At 68.5% G+C, this 23092-nt stretch carries 21 protein-coding genes and 1 tRNA gene; 11 read left to right on the top strand and 11 right to left on the bottom strand.

Annotated elements, in window-relative coordinates; genetic code table 11:
* Positions 1-156 precede the first annotated feature (156 nt).
* The 3 genes from NQK81_RS37840 to NQK81_RS37830 form a co-directional block, all read right to left on the bottom strand.
* Positions 157-1629 (bottom strand): MFS transporter, encoded by a 1473-nt coding sequence (locus NQK81_RS37840; protein WP_257485303.1) that lies wholly within the window; start codon positions 1627-1629, stop codon positions 157-159.
* Complete coding sequence (gene dnaE, locus NQK81_RS37835) at positions 1629-5213, bottom strand: DNA polymerase III subunit alpha (protein ID WP_257485302.1); 3585 nt, start codon at positions 5211-5213, stop codon at positions 1629-1631. Before dnaE ends, NQK81_RS37840 begins: the two co-directional genes overlap by 1 nt.
* A gap of 201 nt (positions 5214-5414) precedes the next feature.
* Positions 5415-6500 carry a plasmid pRiA4b ORF-3 family protein gene (locus tag NQK81_RS37830; RefSeq protein WP_257485301.1) on the bottom strand — a complete coding sequence of 362 codons (1086 nt, stop codon included), beginning with the start codon at positions 6498-6500 and terminating at the stop codon, positions 5415-5417.
* Between the two features lie 131 nt (positions 6501-6631).
* Between NQK81_RS37830 and NQK81_RS37825 the strand changes: the two genes are divergently transcribed.
* From NQK81_RS37825 to NQK81_RS37800, 6 genes are all read left to right on the top strand, one after another.
* Entirely contained in the window at positions 6632-7033 is a 402-nt protein-coding gene (locus NQK81_RS37825) for a nitroreductase/quinone reductase family protein (RefSeq protein WP_257485300.1), read from the top strand.
* A 303-nt stretch (positions 7034-7336) separates the two neighbouring features.
* Positions 7337-8008 (top strand): FadR/GntR family transcriptional regulator, encoded by a 672-nt coding sequence (locus NQK81_RS37820; protein ID WP_126736085.1) that lies wholly within the window; start codon positions 7337-7339, stop codon positions 8006-8008.
* 4 nt (positions 8009-8012) lie between these two features.
* Positions 8013-9455, top strand: coding sequence for an amino acid permease (locus NQK81_RS37815; RefSeq protein WP_257485299.1), 1443 nt, complete (start codon positions 8013-8015; stop codon positions 9453-9455).
* Positions 9452-10405 carry an asparaginase gene (locus NQK81_RS37810; protein WP_257485298.1) on the top strand — a complete coding sequence of 318 codons (954 nt, stop codon included), beginning with the start codon at positions 9452-9454 and terminating at the stop codon, positions 10403-10405. Before NQK81_RS37815 ends, NQK81_RS37810 begins: the two co-directional genes overlap by 4 nt.
* Positions 10406-10415: 10 nt before the next feature.
* Positions 10416-11804 (top strand): aspartate ammonia-lyase, encoded by a 1389-nt coding sequence (gene aspA / locus NQK81_RS37805; RefSeq protein WP_257485297.1) that lies wholly within the window; start codon positions 10416-10418, stop codon positions 11802-11804.
* 147 nt (positions 11805-11951) lie between these two features.
* Complete coding sequence (locus NQK81_RS37800; protein WP_257485296.1) at positions 11952-13574, top strand: CocE/NonD family hydrolase; 1623 nt, start codon at positions 11952-11954, stop codon at positions 13572-13574.
* 99 nt (positions 13575-13673) lie between these two features.
* Here NQK81_RS37800 and NQK81_RS37795 read toward each other — a convergent pair whose 3' ends face one another.
* Both NQK81_RS37795 and NQK81_RS37790 read right to left on the bottom strand, forming a co-directional pair.
* Positions 13674-14435, bottom strand: coding sequence for a metallophosphoesterase (locus NQK81_RS37795; protein WP_257485295.1), 762 nt, complete (start codon positions 14433-14435; stop codon positions 13674-13676).
* A 4-nt stretch (positions 14436-14439) separates the two neighbouring features.
* Positions 14440-15069, bottom strand: a complete 630-nt coding sequence (locus NQK81_RS37790) for a GntR family transcriptional regulator (RefSeq protein ID WP_192741055.1) — start codon at positions 15067-15069, stop codon at positions 14440-14442.
* A gap of 46 nt (positions 15070-15115) precedes the next feature.
* Between NQK81_RS37790 and NQK81_RS37785 the strand changes: the two genes are divergently transcribed.
* Complete coding sequence (locus NQK81_RS37785; protein ID WP_257485294.1) at positions 15116-16294, top strand: aminotransferase class V-fold PLP-dependent enzyme; 1179 nt, start codon at positions 15116-15118, stop codon at positions 16292-16294.
* On the opposite strand, the gene NQK81_RS37780 is transcribed toward NQK81_RS37785, so the two are convergent.
* Complete coding sequence (locus NQK81_RS37780) at positions 16291-16782, bottom strand: DUF1453 domain-containing protein (RefSeq protein WP_257485293.1); 492 nt, start codon at positions 16780-16782, stop codon at positions 16291-16293. The genes NQK81_RS37785 and NQK81_RS37780 overlap by 4 nt on opposite strands.
* A gap of 65 nt (positions 16783-16847) precedes the next feature.
* On the opposite strand from NQK81_RS37780, the gene NQK81_RS37775 reads away from it, so the two are divergent.
* Genes NQK81_RS37775 through NQK81_RS37765 form a run of 3 tightly spaced genes read left to right on the top strand, consistent with a single transcriptional unit; the run spans position 16848 to position 19410 of the window.
* Entirely contained in the window at positions 16848-17456 is a 609-nt protein-coding gene (locus NQK81_RS37775) for a TetR/AcrR family transcriptional regulator (protein WP_257485292.1), read from the top strand.
* Positions 17453-18949: an AMP-binding protein gene (locus NQK81_RS37770; RefSeq protein ID WP_257485291.1), complete on the top strand. Its 1497-nt coding sequence runs from the start codon at positions 17453-17455 to the stop codon at positions 18947-18949. Before NQK81_RS37775 ends, NQK81_RS37770 begins: the two co-directional genes overlap by 4 nt.
* A 41-nt stretch (positions 18950-18990) precedes the next feature.
* Positions 18991-19410, top strand: coding sequence for a cupin domain-containing protein (locus NQK81_RS37765; RefSeq protein ID WP_192741050.1), 420 nt, complete (start codon positions 18991-18993; stop codon positions 19408-19410).
* Here the strand turns inward: NQK81_RS37765 and NQK81_RS37760 are convergent.
* Positions 19407-19925, bottom strand: a complete 519-nt coding sequence (locus NQK81_RS37760; protein ID WP_257485290.1) for a MarR family winged helix-turn-helix transcriptional regulator — start codon at positions 19923-19925, stop codon at positions 19407-19409. The two genes, NQK81_RS37765 and NQK81_RS37760, sit on opposite strands and share 4 nt — an antisense overlap.
* A 14-nt stretch (positions 19926-19939) precedes the next feature.
* Here NQK81_RS37760 and NQK81_RS37755 point away from each other — a divergent pair, with 14 nt between their 5' ends.
* Positions 19940-20443 (top strand): carboxymuconolactone decarboxylase family protein, encoded by a 504-nt coding sequence (locus tag NQK81_RS37755; RefSeq protein WP_257485289.1) that lies wholly within the window; start codon positions 19940-19942, stop codon positions 20441-20443.
* 457 nt (positions 20444-20900) lie between these two features.
* On the opposite strand, the gene NQK81_RS37750 is transcribed toward NQK81_RS37755, so the two are convergent.
* The 4 genes from NQK81_RS37750 to NQK81_RS37735 form a co-directional block, all read right to left on the bottom strand.
* Positions 20901-21854, bottom strand: coding sequence for a GNAT family N-acetyltransferase (locus tag NQK81_RS37750; protein WP_257485288.1), 954 nt, complete (start codon positions 21852-21854; stop codon positions 20901-20903).
* A 47-nt stretch (positions 21855-21901) separates the two neighbouring features.
* A tRNA-Val gene (locus NQK81_RS37745) sits at positions 21902-21973 on the bottom strand.
* Between the two features lie 39 nt (positions 21974-22012).
* A complete protein-coding gene (locus tag NQK81_RS37740) occupies positions 22013-22474 on the bottom strand; it encodes a peroxiredoxin (RefSeq protein WP_037342406.1) in 462 nt (153 codons plus the stop codon).
* A 76-nt stretch (positions 22475-22550) separates the two neighbouring features.
* Complete coding sequence (locus NQK81_RS37735; protein WP_034311133.1) at positions 22551-22982, bottom strand: DUF3052 domain-containing protein; 432 nt, start codon at positions 22980-22982, stop codon at positions 22551-22553.
* Positions 22983-23092: the final 110 nt, after the last annotated feature.

Genomic DNA, 23092 nt, shown 5'->3' with positions numbered 1-23092 from the left:
ATCGACAGAAATACCACTGTCGGTAGCCAACGCACAGCGGTGAAGGCTCCGTTAGGTGTACCCGGTTGCTCTGAGTAGCACCAGGGGATGACGACCTCAGTCACTCGGATGGAGCATCCGGTCTTGCCGAACGTAGTCATCGGCCGCCCGGAAGACTCAGCCGCGTTGACTGTCGGCGGCGGCCCGCTCGGCTTCCTCCCGCTCAGTGAGCACGCGACGCTTCCGGCGTGCGCGGAGTTCGATCACGGCGAGTAGGAGTGCCGAGCTCGTCAACACGGCGGCGCACAGCATCGCGGCGGTCAGCGCCCACGGATAGCCGCCGTTCGCACCGAGTACCGCGTGGAAGACCGAGGCCAGCACGACCGTGCCGATCGCGGTGCCGATCCGTTGCCCGGTCTGCAGCGCTCCCCCGGCCACACCGGCCATCGACGTCGGGACGCATTCCAGCGTCAACGTGGTGTTGGGCGAGATGACCATGCCGCCACCGACTCCGGCCACGAGCAGCGGCAGGGCGAACCACCAGCCCGCCGCAGCGCCGAGGTCCTGACCGGCGAGAACGGCGACCGTGACCATCCCGGCGATCACCATCACCAGCCCGGTGACGGTGAGTTTGCGGCCCCACTTCGGCACCAGCCGTCCCGCGATCGCCGCCGACACGGCCGAGCCGAGCGCGAAGGAGGTGACGGCGAGCCCGGATTGCAGGGGCGTGTAACCGAGGCCCTGCTGGAAGAAGATGGCGAAGACCAGCCACATCCCGGTGAACCCGCTGAAGTACAGCGCGCCGACGGCCGCACCCGTCGCGTAGCCCGGGGTTCCGGTGAACAGCCGGGTGTCCAGCAGCGGTGGACGGCCGCGCCGCACCATCGAGCGTTCCCAGCGCACGAAGGCGAAACCGAAGACCACCGCGACGAGGAACAGCCACCACAGGCTGCTGAGCCCGCCCTGTTCGGATTCGATCAACGGGAGCAGGACACCGAGAACGGCGACACCCAGCAGCATGATGCCGACGAAGTCGATCTCACCTCGCAGGCTTCTCGCCGGGGTCTCCGCTTTCGGCAGCCATCTCAGGGCCAGCGCGAACGCCAGGATCCCGATGGGCACGTTCACGTAGAAGACCCAGCGCCAGCCTTCCGGATCCCCGAAGACGGCGAGGATCACGCCGCCGAGCACCGGCCCGACGGCGGTCGAGATCCCGACGGTGGCGCCGAACATGCCGAACGCGCGGCCTCGTTCCGCGCCGCGGAACAGATCCTGGATCATCCCGCTGTTCTGCGGCGTCATCATGCCCGAGGCGAATCCCTGCAGGAGCCGCGCGATGATCAGCGTCGTCTCGTCCGGCGCCGCGCCGGCGAACGCACTGGTCAACACGAACCCGGCGAGCGCGAACAGGAACATGCGACGGCGGCCGAGCGCGTCGCCGAGCCTGCCGCCGGTCACCAGCACGAGCCCGAAAGCCAGCGCGTAGCCCGAAACCACCCATTGAATCCCGCCGCTCGACGCGCCGAGGTCCTTCTGGATCGAGGGCAGCGCCGTGTTGACGATGCTGACGTCGAGCAGCCCCATGAACCCGGCGGCGAGGGTGACGGCGAGCGCCTTCCAGCGCCGGGGGTCGGGTTCGGAGGTGTTCATCAGGTGCTGGCGGCGATCCCGGGGATGCCCTTGAGCTCACCGATCAGCATCGACGTCACCTTGACCGGATAGTCGTAGAGCGCGAAGACCGTCTGGTTCTTGCCGACCAGCTTGAGGTGCACCGGGGTCTCACCCTTGTGCGCCAGCAGGGTCTGCTTCAGTTCGCTGACCACCGACTGGTCGATCTTCTCCGCCGCGGCCAGCAGCACCAGCGGCAGATCGTCGTCGCCGTTGCCGACCTCGGACAGATCGAGCGGCACGAGCCCGCCGCCGAAGATGGACATCTTGTCCTCGCGCCAGTTCACCCGGCCCTTGACCAGCACCGCGTTGTCCTCGATGAGGTCGGCGGAGAACATCGCGTAGGACTTCGGGAAGTACAGCACCTCGAGTGAGGCGTCCATGTCCTCGATGGTGCAGATCGCCCAGGGCTCACCCTTTTTGTTGACCCGGCGTTCCAGCGAGGTGATCAGCCCGGAGACGACCAGCTCGCCTTCCTTCGGCGGGTCGGCGAGGATCGCGGCGATCGGCCGCGGCGCGTGTTTGCGCAGGATGCGTTCGGCGCCGTCCAGCGGATGCGCCGAGACGTAGAGGCCGAGCATCTCCCGTTCGTAGGCCAGGAGCTGCTTGCGCGGGTACTCCTCTTCGCCGAACTTCAGATGTGCGAGCGGCGAAGAGGACACCGAGGCTTCGGCGTCGTCTTCCCCGCCGAAACCGAAGAGGTCGAACTGGCCCATCGCCTCCTGGCGCTTGAGCGGGACCACGGCCTCGACCGCGTCCTCGTGCACCTGGATCATCGAGAGCCGCGTGTTGCCGAGCGAGTCGAACCCGCCCGCCTTGATCAGCGATTCGATGACCCGCTTGTTGCAGGCCACCAGCTCGGACTTGTCGAGGAAATCGGTGAAGGAGGAGTACTTCCCCTTCTCCTCGCGGGTCTTGATGATCGACTCGACGACGTTCGCGCCGACGTTGCGGACGGCACCCATGCCGAAGCGGATGTCCTCCCCGACGGCCGCGAACCTCAGCGCCGACTCGTTGACGTCCGGCGGGAGCACCTTGATCCCGAGGCGGCGGCATTCCGAGAGGTAGACCGCGGACTTGTCCTTGTTGTCACCGACCGAGGTGAGCAGCGCGGCCATGTACTCCGGTGTGAAGTTCGCCTTGAGGTACGCGGTCCAGTAGGAGATCAGGCCGTACGCGGCCGCGTGGCTCTTGTTGAACGCGTAGCCGGCGAACGGGAGGATCGTGTCCCAGAGCGCCTTGATCGCCTCGGACGAGAAACCGCCGGGAAGGAGGTCGCTCGACTTCATCCCGGCCTCGAAGCCCTCGAACTCCTTTTCGAGGACTTCCTGCTTCTTCTTGCCCATCGCGCGGCGGAGCACGTCCGCGCGGCCCATCGAGTACCCGGCCACCTTCTGGCCGATGTGCATGATCTGCTCCTGATAGACGATCAGGCCGTAGGTGTCGGCCAGGATCTCCTTCAGGGGCTCGTCGAGCTCGGGGTGGATCGGCTTGACCTTCTGCCGCCCGTTCTTGCGGTCGGCGTAGTCGTTGTGCGCGTTCATGCCCATCGGGCCGGGGCGGTACAGCGCGCCCACCGCCACGATGTCGTCGAACTGGGTCGGCTGCATGCGGCGCAGCAGGTCACGCATCGGGCCGCCGTCCAGCTGGAACACGCCGAGCGTGTCACCGCGGGAGAGCAGTTCGTAGGTCGCCTTGTCGTCGACGCCGAGGGTGTCGAGGTCGATGTCGATCCCGCGGTTGGTCTTGATGTTGTCGATCGCGTCGCCGATGACGGTGAGGTTCCGCAGGCCGAGGAAGTCCATCTTCAGCAGGCCGATGGCCTCGCACGACGGGTAGTCCCAGCCGGTGATGATCGAACCGTCGTCGCGCTGCCACAGCGGGATGGCGTCGGTCAGCGGGTCGCAGGACATGATGACCGCGCAGGCGTGGACGCCGGCGTTGCGGATCAGGCCTTCGAGACCGCGCGCGGTCTCGAAGATCGTCTTGCACTCTTCGTCTGTCTCGACGAGCGCGCGGACCTCGGCCGCTTCGCCGTAGCGCTCGTGCTTCGAGTCGACGATGCCCGAGAGCGGGATGTCCTTCGCCATGATCGGCGGCGGGAGGGCCTTCGAGATCCGGTCCGCGATCGCGTACCCCGGCTGGCCGAAGTGGACGCGGGCGGAGTCCTTGATGGCCGCCTTGGTCTTAATGGTGCCGAAGGTGATGACCTGCGCGACCTTGTCGACGCCGTACTTCTCGGTGGCGTAACGGATCATCTCGCCGCGACGGCGGTCGTCGAAGTCGATGTCGATATCGGGCATCGAGACGCGCTCGGGGTTCAGGAACCGCTCGAACAGCAGCTTCTGCGGGATCGGGTCCAGGTTGGTGATACCGAGGACGTACGCGACCAGCGAGCCGGCGGCGGAACCTCGGCCGGGGCCGACGCGGATGCCGACCTTACGGGCGTAGTTGATGAGGTCGGCGACGATGAGGAAGTAGGCGGGGAAGCCCTTCCCGATGATGACGTCGAGTTCGATCTCGATGCGCTCGTTGTAGTACGGGTCCGGCACGCCGTCCGGATAGCGCCACTTGAGACCGCGCGCGACCTCTTCCCGCAGCCAGGTGCCCTGGTCGTAGCCCTCGGGGACCTCGAAGAAGGGCAGCCGGTCCTTGTGCGTGTACACGTCCTTGTAGGACTCGACGCGCTCGGCGATCAGCAGCGTCGAGTCGGCGGCGCCTGGGACCTCCTTGTCCCAGTACTCCCGCATGTCGGCGGCCGACTTCAGGTAGTAGCCGTCGCCGTCGAACTTGAACCGGTTCGGGTCGTTCAGCGTCTTGCCCGCCTGCACGCACAGCAGCGCGGAGTGGGTGTCGGCCTGGTCCTTGGTGACGTAGTGCGAGTCGTTGGTGGCCAGCGGCTTGAGGTCGAGCAGCTTGCCGATCTCGAGCAGGCCTTCACGGACCGAGCGCTCGATCGGCAGCCCGTGGTCCATCAGCTCGAGGAAGAAGTTGTCGGCGCCGAAGATGTCCTTGTAGTCCGAAGCGGCCTGGATCGCCTCGGTGCGCTGCCCCAGCCGCAGACGCGTCTGCACCTCGCCCGAGGGGCAGCCGGTGGTCGCGATGATGCCGTGGTGGTTCTCCGCGATCAGTTCGCGGTCCATCCGGGGCTTGCGGTAGTAGCCCTGCATGCTGGCGAGCGAGGAGAGCTTGAACAGGTTGCGCAAACCGGTGGAGTTCTCGGCGAGCATCGTCATGTGGGTGTAGGCACCACCACCGGAGACGTCACCGCCCTCACCGAACTCGTCGGCGCCGCGCTGGTTCGACTGGCCCCAGAAGACCGGCTTCTTGTGGAACCGGCTCTCCGGCGCGACGTAGGCCTCGATGCCGATGATCGGCTTGAGCTCGTGTTTGACCGCCTGCTGGTAGAACTCGTCCGCGCCGTACATGTTGCCGTGGTCGGTCATCCCGACCGCGGGCATGCCCAGGCGCGCCGCCTCCTTGAACAAGGGGGCGATCTTCGCCGCACCGTCGAGCATCGAGTACTCGGTGTGCACATGCAGGTGGACGAAGGAATCGTTCGACACCAGCGAAAACCTCCCCTAGGCAGACGGATCCCTGGCTGCTTGACGCGGGCCGGTCCTCCCACCTTATGCGCCGGGGCTCGACGGCGCCCGGGCGGGATGGCACCCCGGCGAGGGTCAGTCTCCCCCTCCGTCCGGCCGCCGCCAAGCACCGACGCGGCGCGGTTCGCGATGACCTCGGTTACCCCCGAACGGGGCGCCGGATCAGCTCAGCCGGACGAGCCGCTCGTCGACCACCTCCCTGTCGAACCACTCCGGATCGAACCCCAGGCCGCCGAGTTCCTCGATCAGGCCCTCGTTCTCTTCGTCGTCCGGATCGCGCAGTGCCTCCAGCAACATCTCGTAGCTCCGCTCGTCTTCGCATTCCGGCGGAGGCGCGGCGCGTTCACCGTCGAGGCAGCTCGGGGCTCCGGGGAGGGAGACCCGCCGCTCGACGCGGATCCAGTGCCGCCAGCTCTCCGCCTCGTAGACGAACCGGTGGCCTGGCGAGCTGACGACCTGGCCGAGTGTCACTTCGTCGTTGAAGCGGTCGCCTTCACAGCTCTGCGCGTCGACGCTGAAGCCTCCGTACGCGGTCTCGAACCGGTGATACTCCCGTTCGTCACGGTCGAACGCGGCCGCGAGGATGCGGTGCAGCCCGGCGAGGGTGACGTCGGAGCGGACTTCGAGGCGTCGCCAGATCGCGTCGTCCGGCTCGGCCAGGGCGACCGCCAGCCAGAGCCCGGTGACCGGCGCGGGCGGTGGCAGGACGAGCGGCAGCGGATCGGCCGACGGTATGCGCGGCAGCGGATCGTAGTCGGGAAGACCGAGCCACCGGCGCAGCTGGGCCGCACGCTCCGGCAGATCGGGCCTCGGATCTCTCCCCAACTTCAAGAGGTCGGGGATCCTCTCCCGAATCCAGGCGGCGCAATCCGCCCTGACGATCAACGCCGCCTCGACCTGGCTTCGGAACTCCTCGGGGCTCAGCGGCGCCTCGATCACCTCGAAGCCGCCGCGATGCACCGCGAGGGCGTCCTCGGGTTCGGGATGGAGCTCGATCACGTCGACCTCGCGACCGTCGACCACCACCTCGACACCCACCGAGCGTTTGCCCGCGGTCAGCGTGGCGGCCAGGACGGCGAGGTCCCGATCCACCTGGCCTTGGACGACACAGCCCGAGAGCTCGACCGGCCCGTGGAGCAGCTTCGGCCAGCGCTCCACCCTGGACACGTCCAAGGGCGGACGCGTCCGGCGGGGGCGCTGGTGCTTCGGTCGTTCGGCCGGCTTGCGGCCGCGGCTGACGGGGGACACGGAACGAGTATCGGCGGAGGCACCGACAGTTTCGGCGCCGTGCGCAGCGCTGATCGGAAAATGCTTGCCGACCTGGGCGTGGATGTGCAGACTGGCCAGCCGCCAAGATCAACCGAACGCCCGGAGAGTTGATGATCGACCTACAGGCCATGAACGAGCGCGTGATCGCGGAGTTCCGCGCGAACGGCCGCCACGGCGACGGTCTCCCGACCTTGCTGCTCACCACCACCGGTGCCCGCACCGGGCGACGGCACGTGACGCCGATGCTGTTCCTGGCCGACGACGACCGCTACGTCGTCTTCGCCGCCAACGGGGGCGCGCCCCGGCATCCGGACTGGTACCGCAACCTGGTCGCGAAGCCGTCCGTCGACGTCGAGGCGGACGGAGAGGCCTTCACCGCCCAGGCGATCGAAGTCACCGGAGCCGCCCGGGACCGCTTGTTCGCGAAGCAGGCGAAGGCGTTCCCGCGGCTCGCGGAGCATCAGTCGAAGACCACACGGCCGTTCCCGGTGATCGCGCTCAGCCGCGTCTGAAGCTCGCGCGGGTCGTGAGTGGCGATTCGGGTTCTAACCCGAATCGCCACTCACGACCAACCCGCGCCGACCTTGTGACACTGGCCACTTGCGCGCGGGAATTCGGTGCCCTCACGGAACTCCGTGCCCGCGAAGGTGCCCTGTACGGGTTCCCCTTACCTCGCTGAAGCGCACCTCGCAGGCTGGATCCGGGCACTCGGCCGAACGCTTGACAAAGCGTCGCGGCCGACCGCACGATCTCGTCCCATGAACCTGTCTGACAGCCAGACAGCCGGACACGGTGGTCCACGACGCGTCAGCGCGATGGAGGCCGTTCTGGCCCACCTCCGCGGCGCCATCGAGCGCGGCGAGTACCCCGTCGGCCAGAAACTGCCGTCGGAATCCGCGCTCGGCAAGGAGTTCGAGGTCAGCCGTTCGGTCGTCCGCGAAGCGTTGCGGGGGCTGCAGGCACTCGGGCTCACCGTGTCCAAAACGGGCAAAGGGACCTTCGTGACCGCCACCGGGCCGGTCGAGAACCCCACCTTCGGGACCTACTCGGCCCGCGACCTGTTCGAGGTCCGGCGGCACGTCGAGATCCCTGTCGCGGGCTACGCGGCCCTGCGCCGCAGCACCGACGACCTGGACCTCCTCGGTCACCTCGTGGAGCGGATGGACGTCGAAACCGACAACACCGCGTGGGTCGCGCTCGACTCGCTGTTCCACATCACCATCGCCCAGGCTTCGGGCAACCCGGTGTTCGGCAAGGTCATCGAAGAGATCCGGGACGCGCTGGCCCGCCAGTCGTCCTTTCTCAACCAATTGGGGGACCGTCGGACCCGCTCGAACACCGAGCACCGTGAGATCGTCACCGCCATCGCCGCCGGTTCCGAAGCCGACGCCGTCGCGGCGATGACCTCCCATCTCGAACACGTCGAGGACGCGCTCACCACCATCGTGCGGCCGGGCCACACGACGCAGCAGAACAAGGACGACTGACATCGTGACCGAACAGACCCTCAGCGCGGACGACAGCAAATCCGCGCCGGTGCCCGCCGACGCCGGTGACGCCGGCTACGACAAGGCGCTGAAACCCCGCCACGTCAACATGATCGCGATCGGCGGCGCCATCGGGACCGGCCTGTTCCTCGGCGCGGGCGGCAGGCTCGCGCAGGCGGGCCCGGCCCTCGCGATCGTGTACGCGGTCTGCGGCCTCTTCGCGTTCTTCGTGGTGCGCTCGCTCGGCGAGCTCATCCTGTACCGCCCCTCCTCCGGCGCCTTCGTCTCCTACGCCCGGGAATTCATGGGTGAGAAGGGCGCTTTCGTCGCGGGCTGGATGCACTTCCTGAACTGGTCGACGACCGGTATCGCGGATATCACCGCGATCGCGCTGTACGCGCATTTCTGGTCGTTCTTCACCCCGATCCCGCAATGGGTGCTGGCGCTCATCGCGCTCGCGGTGGTGCTGGCGCTGAACATGGTGTCGGTGAAACTGTTCGGCGAGATGGAATTCTGGTTCGCCATCATCAAGGTCGCCGCGCTGGTGACCTTCATGGGGATCGGGATCTTCCTGCTGGTCACGCAGCAGCCGATCGACGGCACCACGCCGGGCTTCTCGCTCATCTCCGACCACGGCGGGATCTTCCCGGCCGGGGTGCTGCCGATGGTGCTGATCGTCCAGGGTGTCGTGTTCGCCTACGCCTCGGTCGAGCTGGTCGGCGTCGCCGCCGGCGAGACGGAGAACCCGCGCAAGATCATGCCCAAGGCGATCAACTCGATCATGTGGCGGATCGGGATCTTCTACGTCGGCTCGGTGATCCTGCTGGCGATGCTGATGCCGTGGGACGCCTACTCGAAGAACGAGAGCCCGTTCGTCACCGTGCTTTCGCATATCGGGGTGCCGCAGGCGGGCAACGTGATGAACCTCGTGGTGCTGACGGCCGCCCTGTCCAGCCTCAACTCCGGCCTCTACTCCACCGGCCGCATCCTGCGCTCGATGTCGCTGGCCGGTTCCGCGCCGAAGTTCACCGGCGTGATGAACAAGAACCACGTGCCCTACGGCGGGATCCTGCTCACCTCCGCGGTCTGCGTGGTCGGGGTCGGCCTGAACGCCGTCGTGCCGAGCCAGGCCTTCGAGATCGTGCTGAACTTCGCCGCCATCGGCATCCTCGGCACCTGGGCGATCATCGTGCTTTCGCATCTGCTGTTCGTGCGCAAGGCCAAGCTCGGTGAGGTCGAGCGTCCGTCGTACCGCCTGCCGTTCTCCCCCTACACCGAGATCGCGACGCTGATCTTCCTCGCCGCCGTCGTGGTGCTCATGGGCTTCGACGAGGTCGGCCGGATCACCCTGTACTGCCTTCCGGTCATCGGGCTCGCGCTGGTGGCGGGCTGGTTCGGGGTCCGCAAGCGGATCAACATGGACGTCTTCGAGAAGACGAAGCTGTGATCCCGGAGATCCGCGTCCCCGCGCACGAACCGCTGGTGCACCTCCTCCGCGACGGAATGGTCGAGGGGGTGCACCACGGTTCGGCCGTGGTGCTCGCCCCCGGCGGCCGCGTGCTGTTCTCCGCGGGCGACATCGAAGCGGCGTTCTACCCGCGTTCGGCGGCGAAACCCTTGCAGGCCACGGCGATGGCGCGGCTCGGCGTCGACCTGAGCCCCGCCGGGTTCGCCGTCGGCGCGGCCAGTCACTCCGGCGAGGAGATCCATCTCGCCGAGGTGCGCAGGACGCTCGACGGTGCCGGGCTCACCACGGAAGACCTCCGGACGCCGGAAGACCTGCCGTTCGACCCGGTCGAACGCGAAGCGTGGGTCGCTTCGGGACGGACGGCGTCGCGAGTGGCGCACAACTGTTCCGGCAAGCACGCCGCCATGCTCGCGACCTGCCGTCTGCACGGATGGTCCACAAAGGACTACCTGGATCCCGGCCATCCGCTGCAGCGCGCGATCGCGGAATGCGTCGAAGACCTGACCGGGCAACCGATCCCGAAGGTGGCCGTCGATGGTTGTGGCGCTCCCCTGTTCGCGGTCTCGCTGCGCGGGCTCGCCCGTGCGGTCGGCAAGATCGCCGCAGCGGCGCCGGGAACACCGGAAGGTCTTGTCGCCGAAGGGATCCGTAAGCATCCGGAACTGGTCGCCGGCACGCGCCGCGACGTCACCGCGCTCATGCGCGCGGTGCCCGGCCTGATCGCCAAGGACGGTTTCGAAGCCGTCCAGGTCGCCGCCCTCCCGGACGGGACGGCGATCGCGATCAAGATCGCCGACGGCGGCGACCGCGCGCGGCGGCCGGTGCTCGCCGCCATGCTCGCGCTGTGCGGGGTCGATCCGGACGTGCTGGAACCCACCCCCGGCCTGCGCGTGACCGGCGCGCTGGCCGAACCCGACCTCGCCGCCTGAGGAGCCTTCGATGCACCGCGTGGAACACGATCTGCTGGGGGACAAGGAAGTCCCGGCCGACGCCTATTGGGGTGTGCACACCGCGCGCGCCAGGGAGAACTTCCCCATCACCGGCACCGCGATCTCCACGTACCCGCATCTGATCGAGGCACTCGCCTCGGTCAAGGAGGCCGCGGCCCGCGCCAACGCCGATCTGGGGTTGCTGGAGCCGGACGTCGCCGACGCGATCCGCCGGGCGTGCGGCGAGATCCGCGAAGGCGCGTTGCACGACCAGTTCGTCGTCGACGTCATCCAGGGCGGCGCGGGCACCTCGACGAACATGAACGCCAACGAGGTGATCGCGAACCGCGCGCTCGAACTGCTCGGGCACGAGAAGGGTGATTACGCCCGCGTGCACCCGAACGAGCACGTGAACCTCGGGCAGTCGACCAACGACGCGTACCCGACCGCCGTCAACGTCGCGACGATCATCGCCGTCCGCGAACTGGCCGAGGCGATGGTCGTGCTGGAGCGGGCTTTCGCGGCCAAGGCCGTCGAGTTCCACGATCTGCTGAAGATGGGCCGCACGCAGTTGCAGGACGCCGTCCCGATGACACTGGGGCAGGAATTCGGCACCTACGCGGTCATGCTCGGCGAAGACCGGCTTCGGCTCACCGAAGCGGTCACGCTGCTGCACGAGATCAACCTCGGCGCGACCGCGATCGGCACCGGGCTCAACGCCGCGCCCGGGTACGCCGAAGCCGCCGTCGCGCATCTGCGCGAGATCACCGGGCTGCCCGTCGTATCGGCGGCGGACCTGGTGGAGGCGACACAGGACTGCGGCGCGTTCGTGCACCTTTCCGGTGTGCTCAAGCGGATCGCGGTGAAACTCTCCAAGAGCTGCAACGATCTGCGGCTGCTGTCCTCCGGCCCGCGGGCGGGGCTCAGCGAGATCAACCTGCCGCCGGTGCAGGCGGGTTCGTCGATCATGCCCGGCAAGATCAACCCGGTCATCCCCGAGGTGGTCAACCAGGTCGCGTTCGAGGTCATCGGCAACGACGTCGCCGTCACGATGGCGGCCGAAGCCGGTCAGTTGCAGCTCAACGCGTTCGAGCCGCTGATCCTGCATTCGCTTTCCGAGAGCATCACGCATCTGCGGTCGGCGTGCCTCGTGCTGGCGGAGCGGTGCGTCTCCGGGATCACCGCGAACGCGGACGTGATGCGGGGTTACGTCGAGAACTCGATCGGCCTGGTGACCGCGCTGAACCCGAGGATCGGGTACGCGGCGGCGACCGAGATCGCCAAGGAGGCGCTCGAGACCGGGCGCGGGGTGGCGGAACTCGTCGTCGAAAAGGGGCTTCTGCCCGCCGAGGAGCTGGCGAAACTGCTGAAGCCGGAGACGCTCGCCCGGCTTTCCTGAGACCCGCGGGGCGGTACCGGGCGGTCCGCCCCGCGCCAGTGTCAGGAAAGGGTCTTTCAGGACATTATTCGTCCTGAAAGACCCTTTCCTGACATGCGGGGTACGGTCGTAAGCGGAAGGTGATCCTCCGCACGAAAGGCGGCCAGCGTGCTCGACCGACTCCTCGACCGGTACCTCGGCCTCCCGCCCGCCGAAGGGCCTCCCCCCTCGGTGACCAAGGCGATCCCCGTGCCGATGCCCGACGGCGTCCGGCTGCTGGCGGACCGCTACGCCGTGCCGGGCGACGAGCCGCGGCCGGTGGTGCTGATCCGCACGCCGTACGGCCGCAAGGGCGTGATGGGCAAGGTCTTCGGCGAGACGTTCGCGCGGCACGGGTTGCAGACGGTCCTCCAGAGCACCCGTGGGACCTTCGGCTCGGGCGGTGAGTTCCGCCCGTTCCACCTGGAGAAGGAGGACGGCCTCGCCACCGTCTCCTGGCTGCGCGAGCAGCCGTGGTGTGACGGCCGGGTCGCGATGGCGGGCGCGAGCTACCTCGGCCACACGCAATGGGCCGTCGCCCCGTACCTCGACGAGCCGCTCGAAGCGCTGTGCCTCGGCGTCACCGCGTCGGAATTCGTCTCGACGTTCTATCCCGGAGGGATCCTCGCGGTCGACAACATGGTCTCGTGGTCGGCGCTGATCGGCCGCCAGGAAGGCCGGTTCGCCGGCCTGCCGAATCCCTGGCAGACGAAGAAGACCCGCCGCGCCATGGCCTATCTGCCGGTTTCCGGCGCCGACGTCGCGGCCATCGGCAAGCAGGTGCGGTTCCTGCAGGACGTCTCCGCGCACGCCGAACCCGGCGACGACTTCTGGGCGCCGTCGGATCACAGCGCGGGGGTCGCCGCGCTGGAGACCCCCGTGTCCATGGTGACCGGCTGGTACGACCTGTTCATCTCCGCCCAGCTGCGCGACTTCAAGGAGCTCGCCGCGGCCGGGCGCGCACCGCGGATCACCATCGGGCCGTGGGCGCACGGCGAGCCCGCGAGCATGAAGACCCTGATCACCGACCAGATCGGCTTCCTCTCCGCCTGCCTCCTAGGTGATCGCGCGCCGCTCAAGCAGGCGCCCGTGCGCCTGTACCTCCAAGGCTCCGGACGCTGGCTGGACTTCGAAAGCTGGCCGCCGGAGTCCGACGCCACCCCGTACTTCCTGCGTCCCGGCGGGCTTTCCACCGCGGAACCCGTCGAGTCGGAACCGGGCACGTTCACCTTCGACCCGGCCGATCCGACGCCGACCGTCGGCGGCCCGCTGCTGTCGGGCGTGCAGAAACAACGGGACAACAAGGTCGTCGAACAGCGGCCGGACGTGCTGCTGTTCACCGGTGACGTGCTGGAACGCGACCTCGACGTCATCGGCGAGATCTCCGCGCTGGTGCACGTGCGGACGAGCCTCGGGCACGGCGACGTCTTCGTCCGGCTGTGCGATGTGGACCGTCGCGGTGTCTCCCGCAACGTCACCGACGGCATCCTCCGCCTGCGGCCCGGTGCACCGGAGTCCGATGTGGACGGTGTGGTCGCCGCCGAGATCTCGCTCGACCCGACGGCGTACCGGTTCCGGCGCGGGCACCGCCTGCGGGTGCAGGTCGCGGGCGGCGCGTTCCCGCGCTTCGCCCGCAACCACGGCACCGGCGAGCCGGTTTTCAGCGCGGTGGACGGGAAACCCGCGCGGTTCGAGATCTTCCACGACCCCGCGCGGCCGTCCCGGATCACACTGCCGGTGTTCGCGGGCTGAGGAGGGGCGGCGGCTCCGGCGTGTCGCGAAAGCCACTTTCGGGACGTCTGGTGTCCCGAAAGTGGCTTTCGCGACACGGCCACCTCGCCTGACTCCTCGTCAGGCCGGCACGACCCGCTGGTGCGTGGTCAGCCTGCCGTCTTCGTGCAGCACGTGGAAAAGCAGCGACGGCGGCAGGTCGTAGTCGACCGGGCCGCCCTCGCCCCAGGACCTCAGCCCGTTCTCCTCCCACGGGAACAGGATGCTCGACCCGACCGACGGCGCCGACCGCAGCGGCACCCCCGCGAACGTCGTCGACGCCGCTGCGTGGACGTGCCCGCAGAGCAGGGCGACCACGCGCGGGTGGCGCGCGAGCACCTCGGCCAGCTTTTCCTCACCGTACTGGCGCATCGCGTCCACCAACGGCAGCCCGAGCGCGACCGGCGGGTGGTGGAAGGCGATGAAGGCCGGGCCGTCGCCGTCGCCGAGCACGGCGTCCAGCCAGGCCATGGTCTCGTCGTCGAACTGCCCGTCGGGTTTGCCGGGGATGGTCGAATCGGCCATGACGAACGTGACGTCGCCGACGGTGTGCGCCGCGTTGACCGGGGCGTCGTCCGGCGTCTGGCCGAGCAGCCCTTCGCGGAACGGGCCGCGCTTGTCGTGGTTGCCGGGGCAGACGAAGAGCGGGACGTCGGTCTTGAAGAGCTCGGCCGCGCGCCCGTATTCCTCCAGGGTGCCGTGGTCGGTGATGTCGCCGGTCACGAGGATCGCGTCGACCGGGGTCGCCAAGTTCTCCAGGTACCGCATGACCCGTGCGGTGCGTTCGTCGGCGCGTTCCCCGCCGTCGAGATGGTTGTCGCTCAGATGTGCCGTCACGAACATCGTGTCACCCCATGTCTTCCAGATATGCCAACGTCTTCACCCAGTTCCGCACGAGCAGCTCCACCGCCGTCGCGAGATCGGAGACGCGGATCGCCTCGGCGATCCGGTGGTGCTCTTCGATACTCTCCCTGGCGCGTTCGACGCCACCGAAATAGCGCGCGTCGTAGCGTTTCAGCAGCGGCTTCGTCTGTTCGAGCAGGCGCAGCAGATGCGGATTCGTGCAGCGCGAGACGAGCAGCGCGTGCCACCGGTCGTCCAAAGTAGACAAATCACCCTGCCGCGCGAGTTCCGCGGTCATCTCGGCGGCGATCCGGTCCAGCCCGCCGGTGAGCCCGGCGAGGTCCTGCGGCGAACTCCAGCGCAACGCGAGCGATTCGAGCTCCGCGACCAGCGGGTACAGCTGCCGGGCCTCGTCCGGATCGAACGGCGGCACGAGGAAACCCCGGTTCGGTGCCGAGACGAGCAGGCCGCGGTCGGCTAGCCCGATCAGCGCCTCGCGCAGCGGGGTCCGGCTGACACCCAGTTCGCGGGCGAGGTGCACCTCGTTGATGCGGCTGTCCGCGGCGATCCGGCCGTCGAGCACGCGGGCGGTGATCTCCTCCGCGAGGTCGCGCCGGAGCAGGTTCCTCGTCATCGGTGCAGTATTGCATGCACTTCAACCGTACTGTATTCAGTTAGGCATGACGGACTTCGATGTACGCCGTGCCCGCGCCGAAACACCGGGCTGCGCGGAGGTGGTCCACCTCAACAACGCCGGCTCGTCGCTGCCGCCCGCACGGGTGACCGACACCGTCGTCGGCTACCTGCGGGAAGAAGCCCTGATCGGCGGATACGAGCAGGCCGCGGCGACCGTGGAACGGATGAACGGCGTCTACGCCTCGGCCGCACGCCTGATCGGCGCGGATCCCGAAGACATCGCCCTGACCGACAACGCGACCCGTTCCTGGCAGGCGATCTTCTACGCGCTGCCGTTCGCCGCGGGAGACCGGATCCTGACGGCGAAATCCGAGTACGCGAGCAACGTCATCTCGTTCCTGCAGATCGCGAAGCGCACCGGCGCCGTCGTCGAGGTGGTCGAGAACGACGAGTCCGGGCAGCTGGACGTCGAAGACCTCAAGCGCCGTGTCGACGGCGACGTCAAACTGATCGCCGTCTCCCACGTGCCCACCCAGGGCGGGCTGGTGAACCCCGCCGAAGAGATCGGCGCGGTCGCGCGCGAGGCCGGGATCCCGTTCCTGCTGGACGCGTGCCAGAGCGCCGGCCAGCTCGACCTCGACGTCGCACGCCTCAATTGCGACGCCCTCAGTGTCACCGGCCGCAAGTACCTGCGCGGGCCGCGGGGCACCGGGTTCCTCTACGCGCACCCGCGGCTGCGCGAGCGCGTCGAGCCCGCGATGCTCGACCTTCACTCCGCGGCGTGGACCGCGCCCGAAACCTACGAAGTCGATCCGACGGCGAAGATGTTCGAGGTCTGGGAACGCGATCACGCCGCCCTGCACGGTCTCGGCGCGGCGATCGACTACGCCCTCGAATGGGGCCTGCCCGCCATCGAAGCCCGCGTCGCCACCCTCGCGGCGAAACTGCGCGACGCGCTGCGCGAGATTCCCGGCGTCCGCGTCCACGACCAAGGCACGCGGCAGTGCGGGATCGTCACGTTCAGCGTGGCGAAAACACCGTCACAGGAAGTGAAGCAGCGCCTTGCGGCGGCGAAGATCAATGTCAGCGTCACGGAAGCGACGTCCGCCCAATTCGATTTCGTCGAGCGTGGATTGCCACCACTGGTCCGGTCTTCGGTGCACTACTTCAACACCGAAGACGACCTCGCCCTCCTCGTCGGCGAGGTCGGGAAACTGGCCTAGCGGCGCGAAAGCACCGACTCGGACGGCGGGGCGTACGGCAGCCCCGTCGTCTTCGCGCGCATCCCGAGCACCAACGCCTCCCCCAGCAGGCTGACACCGATCGACAGCGTCACCGGCCGCGCGTCGGGATGCGCGCCGGCCATCGTGGCCAGGAAGCCGACCCCGAAGTTCACCAGCATCGACAGCACCCAGACGCCGAACGTCCAGCCGGTGTAGCGCAGCCACAGGACGCCGTCGCGCTCGAAGAGCTTCGTGGTGGTGGCGCGGACGGCGCCGAGGACGCAGCCGACCACGGAGCCCAGCACGAGCCAGGCGCCGTCGGTGAAGGTGAAGTGCTCCAGCTTGGTCAGGCCGTAGACCCCGATCGCGAGCAGCACCACCGGCGCCCCGAACACCTCGCGGGCGACCAGCGGCTCCCCACGCAACCTGCGCACGACGATCACGACCACCACCGCGACGACCAGCGCGATCAGCAACCAGGTCCGCATCGAATCTCCCCCTTTGTAGCATGCCTGTGCCAAATAAAATAGCAAGGCCGTGCTATAAAGGCAACATGCCCAAGATCGTCGATCCCGACGCCCGGCGCCTGGAGATAGCCGAAGCCGCCTTCCGGGTGATCCAGCGCGACGGTCTCGCGCAGGCGTCGCTCCGGAGCGTGGCCGAGGAGGCCGGTCTCGCGATCGGTTCGGTGCGGCACTACTTCCGCGGCCACGACGAGCTGATCGTGTTCGCCATGCGGTCGCTCGGCGACCGGCTCGAGGCGAGGCTGCTGGGGCACCTCCCCGATCTGCTCGACTCCGCGACACCGCGCTCACGGCGGCAGGAGATCACCGAAGAACTGCTCGGCGAACTGCTCCCGCTCACCGAGCAGACCCGGGCCGAAACCGACGTCTGGCTGGCGTTCTCGGCCGCCGCGAAGAACCGCCCGGATCTCGCGGAGGAGGCCGTCCGCATGTACGAGGGAGTCCGCGCCCTCGTCCGGCGGGTGCTCGACGGCGCGAACGAAGCGGGCGGCCTCCTCGACGGCCTCGACCTGGCCGTGGAGACCGAGCGGCTGGCCGCGCTGCTGGACGGGCTCGCGTTGTCGACGGGCAGGACGCCGCCGGAGCTGATGCGCACGGTGCTCCGGCGGCATCTGGAAAGTCTGAGGTGTCCCGAATGAGCACGTTCTACGAGATCGCCGCCCACGATCCCGGCCGCGTCGCGGTGATCGACGTCGACGGGCGCGAGACCACCTTCGGCGAGCTGTCGGCACGCGCGAATCAGCTGACCCACGCCTTGCGCGCCCTCGGCCTCGGCGAAGGCGACGGCGTCGTCGCGATCATCCACAATGGACGCACCTACTACGAGCTCCTGCTGGCGACCTTGCAGGCGGGGATGTACTTCACCCCGGTCAACCACCGGTCCTCACCGGGCGAGATCGCCTACATCGCGGCCAACAGCGGCGCCAAGGTCGCCGTCGCGGACGCGGACATCGCCGCCACGTGCACCGCGGAACTGGCGGGCCTGCACCGGTTTTCGCGCGGCGAGACGCCCGGCTGGGCGGACTACGTGGCCTGGGGCGCGGATCGGCCCACCAGCGCGCCGGAGCACCGGACCGCGGGCCAGACGATGCTCTACACCTCCGGGACCACAGGGCGCCCCAAAGGCGTCCGGCGCGCCCTGTCCGGGCGGCCGCCCGCGCTGCACCCGATCCACGCGAACGTCCTCGAACGCCTGGACGTCCGGCCGGGGCACGGCGTGCATCTCGTCGCCTGCCCGCTCTACCACGCGGCGCCGGGCATGTTCTCGACCGCGATCCTGCATCTCGGGCACACGCTCGTGCTGATGGACCGGTTCGACGCCGAGGAAACGTTGCGGCTGACCGAAAAGCACCGGGTGACGAGCACACATCTGGTGCCGACGATGTTCCATCGCATGCTACGGCTGCCCGAGGACGTCCGCGCGCGGTACGACCTGTCGAGCCTGACTTCGGTCATCCACGGCGCCGCGCCGTGCCCGAAGGAGGTCAAGGAGCGGATGCTCGCCTGGCTCGGACCGGTGGTCCACGAGTACTACGGCGCGTCGGAGGGCCTGATCACGGCCGTGCACGCGCGCGATTGGCTCGCCGAGCCGGGTACCGTCGGCACCCCGCTGGACGGCGTGCGGGTCAAGGTCCTCGACGACGACGGCGCAGAACTCGCCGCCGGAGAGACCGGGACGCTCTACTTCAGTTCCGCGCACACGAAATTCGCCTACCACGACGATCCGGGCAAGACGGCCGCCGCGCGTTCCGGCGAATTCGTCACCGTCGGCGACGTCGGCTATCTCGACGCCGCGGGGCGGGTGTTCCTGTGCGACCGGCGGACGGATCTCATCCTTTCCGGTGGCGTAAACATCTACCCGGCCGAGATCGAGGCGCGGCTGCTGGGCCATCCGGACGTCGCCGACGTCGCGGTGATCGGGGAACCGGATCCCGAGTGGGGACAACGGGTCGTCGCGGTGATCCAACCGGTCGAGGGGATCGCCGGGGACGCCGCGCTGGCGAAGCGGCTCGAAGAGCACTGCCGAGCCGAGCTCGCCGGGTTCAAGACGCCGCGCCGGTTCGATTTCCGCGAGCGGCTGCCGCGGACCGAGAGCGGCAAGATGCTGCGGCGGACGCTTCGGGCGGAATGAACGGCCCTTTCGGGCAGTGCCCATCGCGGTACGGTTCGCTCATGCGCCTGCGGTCCGTGACCACACTGCTCGCCACCCTCGTGCTCGCCCTGGCCGTCCCCGCGACGGCCGAAGCGACGCCCGGATCCGGCGTGACCGGGACGATCTTCCACCAGAAGACGGTCGGGGACACCGATTACGTGCTGCGCGAGGTCGTCATCCAGCCCGGCGGCTACACCGGCTGGCACTACCACGACGGCACGCTGCACGCGTACGTCAAGGCCGGCACGCTGACGCACAACTCGGCCGATTGCGGGCTCGACGGCTTGTACCGCAAGGGCGCCGTCTTCACCGAGCCGAGCGACACCGTCCACATCGGACGGAACCTCGGGACGACGCCGGTGGTGCTGGAGGTGCTCTACGTGCTTCCGCACGGGAGCCCGCTTTCGCAGGACGCGCCCAACCCCGGCTGCCCGTTCTAGGCGCCGAACCAGCCCGCGACGTCCAGGCGGAAGCCGTCCGCGGGCGCCATCGTGCGGAGGTCCGTTTCGAGCGCGCGGACCCTTTCGACGCCCAGCGTGGCGGCCCACTCCTCGCGCAGCTCCTCGAAGATCGCCGCCGTCCGGCCGAGCGAATCGAACCCGCGGCCGGTGAGCCGCACGACCTTGCGCCGCGCGTCGGCCGGGTCGTCGACGCGGGCGACGTAGCCGAGCTGCTCCAGCTTGTCGACGGTCTTGCCCGCCGCCTGCTTGCTGATGCCGAGCCGCCGCCCGATCTCGCTCGCCGTCGCGCCCTCGCGGCCGATCGCCTGCATGGCGAAGCCGTACGCCGGGCGGACGTCGGGATGTCCCTGTTCGGCCAGTTCGGCGTGCATCCGGTCGATGATCGAGCGGAAGCCCGCGAACAGCAGGAGCGGCAGCTCGTACCCGGGCGGGTCGGAAACCGGCTTGCATTGTTCGACAACCTGGTTTACCTTTTCGTCAACCACGTTGACCATCTTAGGGGGAAGCCTTGTTCACCGACCACACCGTCGAAACCGCGCCCGAAGCCTCGCGTCGCGCGATGGAGGCGACCATCCGGAAGTTCGGCCACCTCCCCGCCGCCGTCGCCCGGCAGGCGTCGTCACCGGAACTTCTCGACGGTTTCCTGAAGCTCAGCGCGAGCTTCGAGCGGACCACGCTCGAACCGCTCGCGCGGGAAACGGTCGTGATGACCGTGGCGACCCGCAACGGCTGCGGGGTGTGCGTCGAGATCCACACCGGCAAGCTGAAGGGTCTGCACGCGGACGACGGCGTCATCACGGCGCTCCGCTCGCAGCAGCCCGTTCCGGACGAACGACTGGAAGCCGTCCGGCAGTTCACGCTCGCGGTGCTCGAAACCGCCGGCGCGGTCGACGACGAGACCCTGCGCACCTTCTTCGGCCACGGCTACACCGAACGGAACGCCCTCGAAGTCGTCATGGGGATCGGCGCCTACACGATGTCCACCCTGGCGAACAGGCTCATCCGCGCCTAGTCGCTCTGCGTGATCGCCCCTCGCGGCACGGATCACTCCAATGGCCGCCGATCTTGATGTATCTGGGCAGTCCCGACCGCCTCTTCTCTTGTGTAGCCGAAAGTTCGCCACCCGCGGCGCGGCGCACACCGGCGGTCTGGCCTGCCGAGGGGGCAGACCAGACCGCCGAAACCGAAAACGTTCCACAGGTGTTGGGGGTGCGTGAAGGCCCCCTTCCCTCGGCTCAGTCGAGGGAAGGGGGCCTTCACGTGTGTCGGCCGCATTTAGCCGACTACATGCGACAGCGCTGGTGCCACGACGTCAGGCCTCGAGCGCCCTGCCCATCGCCGCCAAGGAGCCCCAGGCGGCGGTCTCGGGTGACGAGACGGACGACACGTGTGACTGGATGGACGACACGCGTGTCCAGGCGGACGGCTCTCACCTCGCTTCACATTTAGCCGACTGAATGCGTGGCGGGTCAGACCTCGAGCGCCCAGCGCACGTAGCGCATGGCCGGCGTGAAGCCCGCCCTCTCGAAGACCCCGGGCCCACCCGAAGGATCCGCCGAGTCCACGTTCAAACTCGCGCGGTCGTACCCCTGCTCGGTGGCGGCCCGCAGCGCGTGCCCCATCAGCGCGCTGGCGACACCCCGCCGCCGGTACCCGCGAAGCGTCCCGATCGCCATGAAGTGCGCGTCGCGGACGCCGGTGGCCTCCGTGTCCGCGTCCCAGCACATGGTCACCAACATCCCCACCGGGGAGCGCGCCGCACGTAGCAGAAAGCTGACCTCGGGCCGGAAGGTCTGGTTGGTGATCTTATTTCGCCAGAGATCGGCGGGCATCGGCACGGAGCCCCAGTAGTCCCGATAAGCCTCGTTCCGGACCGCACGGAAGTCCTCGTCGTTCCGCTCCGACCACGGCTCGATACGGAACCCTTCAGGGACCACCGGGCCATCGGCAACGCCGAGCGGGTGTTCCATCCGCTGGAAGTAGCGCACGGGCACGAACCCCCGGGAGCGGACGAGCTCGGCCAGGCCCGCGATGCGCTCGGGCCGGTTGACGTCGATCACGAGCTTCGCCGACGGATGGTGCAGCGCGTGCACCACCTTCGCCGCCGCCACACCCGCGTCGACGAGCGTGGCGCCGATCCCCCGACGGCGATACCCGGGATGGACTCCGCCGTCGAGGAAGACCCGGTGGATCTCCGACGCGGACGGCTTGAACCGGATCTTCATGTAGCCGGCCATCACGTCGCCGTCGAAGGCGGCGAGACTCGCCCGCTCGAGATCCGCGTACGGGTCGATCAGCTCCTGGAGGGTGTCCTCCGCCGTGTAGTTCTCGCCGATCCCGTCGACGGTCTCCATCGCGTTGAGGAGGTCGGCCGACGCCTCGGCGTCCTCGGGCCGCAGTGGCCGCCACGTGAGGTCGCGCATGCGGCCGAAGGTAGCCCGCGCGGGCCGGGCTGTCGCCGGGTTTTCGGTGGGCGCAGTAGGGATCGAACCTACGACCGCTCGGGTGTAAACCGAGTGCTCTCCCGCTGAGCTATGCGCCCGGGAGGTGACACCCGCGCACGGGTGCCACCGGTGAAGACTCAGGCCAGCGAGGCCACGGCCTTCTTCCAAGCCTGCTGGTCGCGCGCCTCGCCGGGCTGGTTGACCTCGGCGAACCGCACGACGCCGTCCTTGTCGATCAGGAAGGTGCCGCGGGTGGCCAGACCGGCCGCCTCGTTGAAGACGCCGTAGGCCTTCGCGACCTCACCGTGCGGCCAGAAGTCCGAAAGCAGCGGGAACTGGTAACCCTCCTGCTCGGCCCACGCCTTGAGCGAGAACGGGGTGTCCACGGACACACCGATGACCTGGACGCCCTGGCCGTCGTAGTCCGCGAACTCGTCGCGGAGCTGGCACAGCTCGCCGGTGCAGATGCCGCTGAACGCGAACGGGTAGAACACGAGCAGGACCGGCTTCTCGCCCTTGAAGGACGACAGCGTCACGGACTGCTTGTTGTAGTCGTTGAGCGTGAAGTCCGGGGCTTGCGATCCGACCTCGACGGCCATACCGGCGGTTTCCTCTCAAGAGCGAACAGGGGCCTGCGACGACAACCCTATCGTGTCGATCGCGCGCCCGGAGAGGTCACCGCTTGGTCTTGGACGACTTCGGCGAAACCAGCCGCGTGCCCGCCCATTTGGGACCGGCGCTGATGTTGGCCGTCTGCGCCAGCCCGACCTGCGGCACCGCCTCGGCGATCTCACTGGGCTCGACATGCCCGGGCTGGCCCGTCTTCGGGGTCAGCACCCAGATCACGCCGTTCTCGTTCAGGGGAGTCCGGACCTCGATCAGCGTGTCACCGAGATCACCGTCGTCTTCGCGCCACCACAGCAGCACCACGTCGATGACCTCGTCGGCGTCCTCGTCGAGGATGTCGCCGCCGATCTGTTCCTCGATCGCCGCACGAAGGTCGTCGTCGACGTCCTCGTCCCAGCCGATCTCCTGGACCACCATGTCCGGCTTGATCCCGAGCCTTTCGGCGACGCTGCTCTGATCAGCGTCTCCCGCGGCGACCACTGCTGTCACTCCTCCAACTACGACGGAGCGTGGTGTCGCGTCGGCCGGATCGGCCGGGCGGGCACCACACTCGGGTACACGATGCCCGTTAGCGAACACTGGTGAAGCGT

Origin of the sequence: Amycolatopsis roodepoortensis (assembly GCF_024628825.1) — a bacterium.
Lineage (GTDB): Bacteria > Actinomycetota > Actinomycetes > Mycobacteriales > Pseudonocardiaceae > Amycolatopsis > Amycolatopsis roodepoortensis.
The sequence above is the reverse complement of the archived record's forward strand: the minus strand, read 5'-3'. Positions and strand labels throughout refer to the sequence as shown.

What these genes read in the sequence shown, in the direction of transcription:
- NQK81_RS37840 (WP_257485303.1), bottom strand. Translation starts at nt 1,629, where the DNA reads ATGAACACCTCCGAACCCGACCCCCGGCGCTGGAAGGCGCTCGCCGTC.
- NQK81_RS37825 (WP_257485300.1), top strand. Translation starts at nt 6,632, where the DNA reads ATGATCGACCTACAGGCCATGAACGAGCGCGTGATCGCGGAGTTCCGC.
- NQK81_RS37820 (WP_126736085.1), top strand. Translation starts at nt 7,337, where the DNA reads ATGGAGGCCGTTCTGGCCCACCTCCGCGGCGCCATCGAGCGCGGCGAG.
- aspA (WP_257485297.1), top strand. Translation starts at nt 10,416, where the DNA reads ATGCACCGCGTGGAACACGATCTGCTGGGGGACAAGGAAGTCCCGGCC.
- NQK81_RS37795 (WP_257485295.1), bottom strand. Translation starts at nt 14,435, where the DNA reads ATGTTCGTGACGGCACATCTGAGCGACAACCATCTCGACGGCGGGGAA.
- NQK81_RS37790 (WP_192741055.1), bottom strand. Translation starts at nt 15,069, where the DNA reads ATGACGAGGAACCTGCTCCGGCGCGACCTCGCGGAGGAGATCACCGCC.
- NQK81_RS37785 (WP_257485294.1), top strand. Translation starts at nt 15,116, where the DNA reads ATGACGGACTTCGATGTACGCCGTGCCCGCGCCGAAACACCGGGCTGC.
- NQK81_RS37780 (WP_257485293.1), bottom strand. Translation starts at nt 16,782, where the DNA reads ATGCGGACCTGGTTGCTGATCGCGCTGGTCGTCGCGGTGGTGGTCGTG.
- NQK81_RS37775 (WP_257485292.1), top strand. Translation starts at nt 16,848, where the DNA reads ATGCCCAAGATCGTCGATCCCGACGCCCGGCGCCTGGAGATAGCCGAA.
- NQK81_RS37770 (WP_257485291.1), top strand. Translation starts at nt 17,453, where the DNA reads ATGAGCACGTTCTACGAGATCGCCGCCCACGATCCCGGCCGCGTCGCG.
- NQK81_RS37765 (WP_192741050.1), top strand. Translation starts at nt 18,991, where the DNA reads ATGCGCCTGCGGTCCGTGACCACACTGCTCGCCACCCTCGTGCTCGCC.
- NQK81_RS37760 (WP_257485290.1), bottom strand. Translation starts at nt 19,925, where the DNA reads ATGGTCAACGTGGTTGACGAAAAGGTAAACCAGGTTGTCGAACAATGC.
- NQK81_RS37750 (WP_257485288.1), bottom strand. Translation starts at nt 21,854, where the DNA reads ATGCGCGACCTCACGTGGCGGCCACTGCGGCCCGAGGACGCCGAGGCG.
- NQK81_RS37740 (WP_037342406.1), bottom strand. Translation starts at nt 22,474, where the DNA reads ATGGCCGTCGAGGTCGGATCGCAAGCCCCGGACTTCACGCTCAACGAC.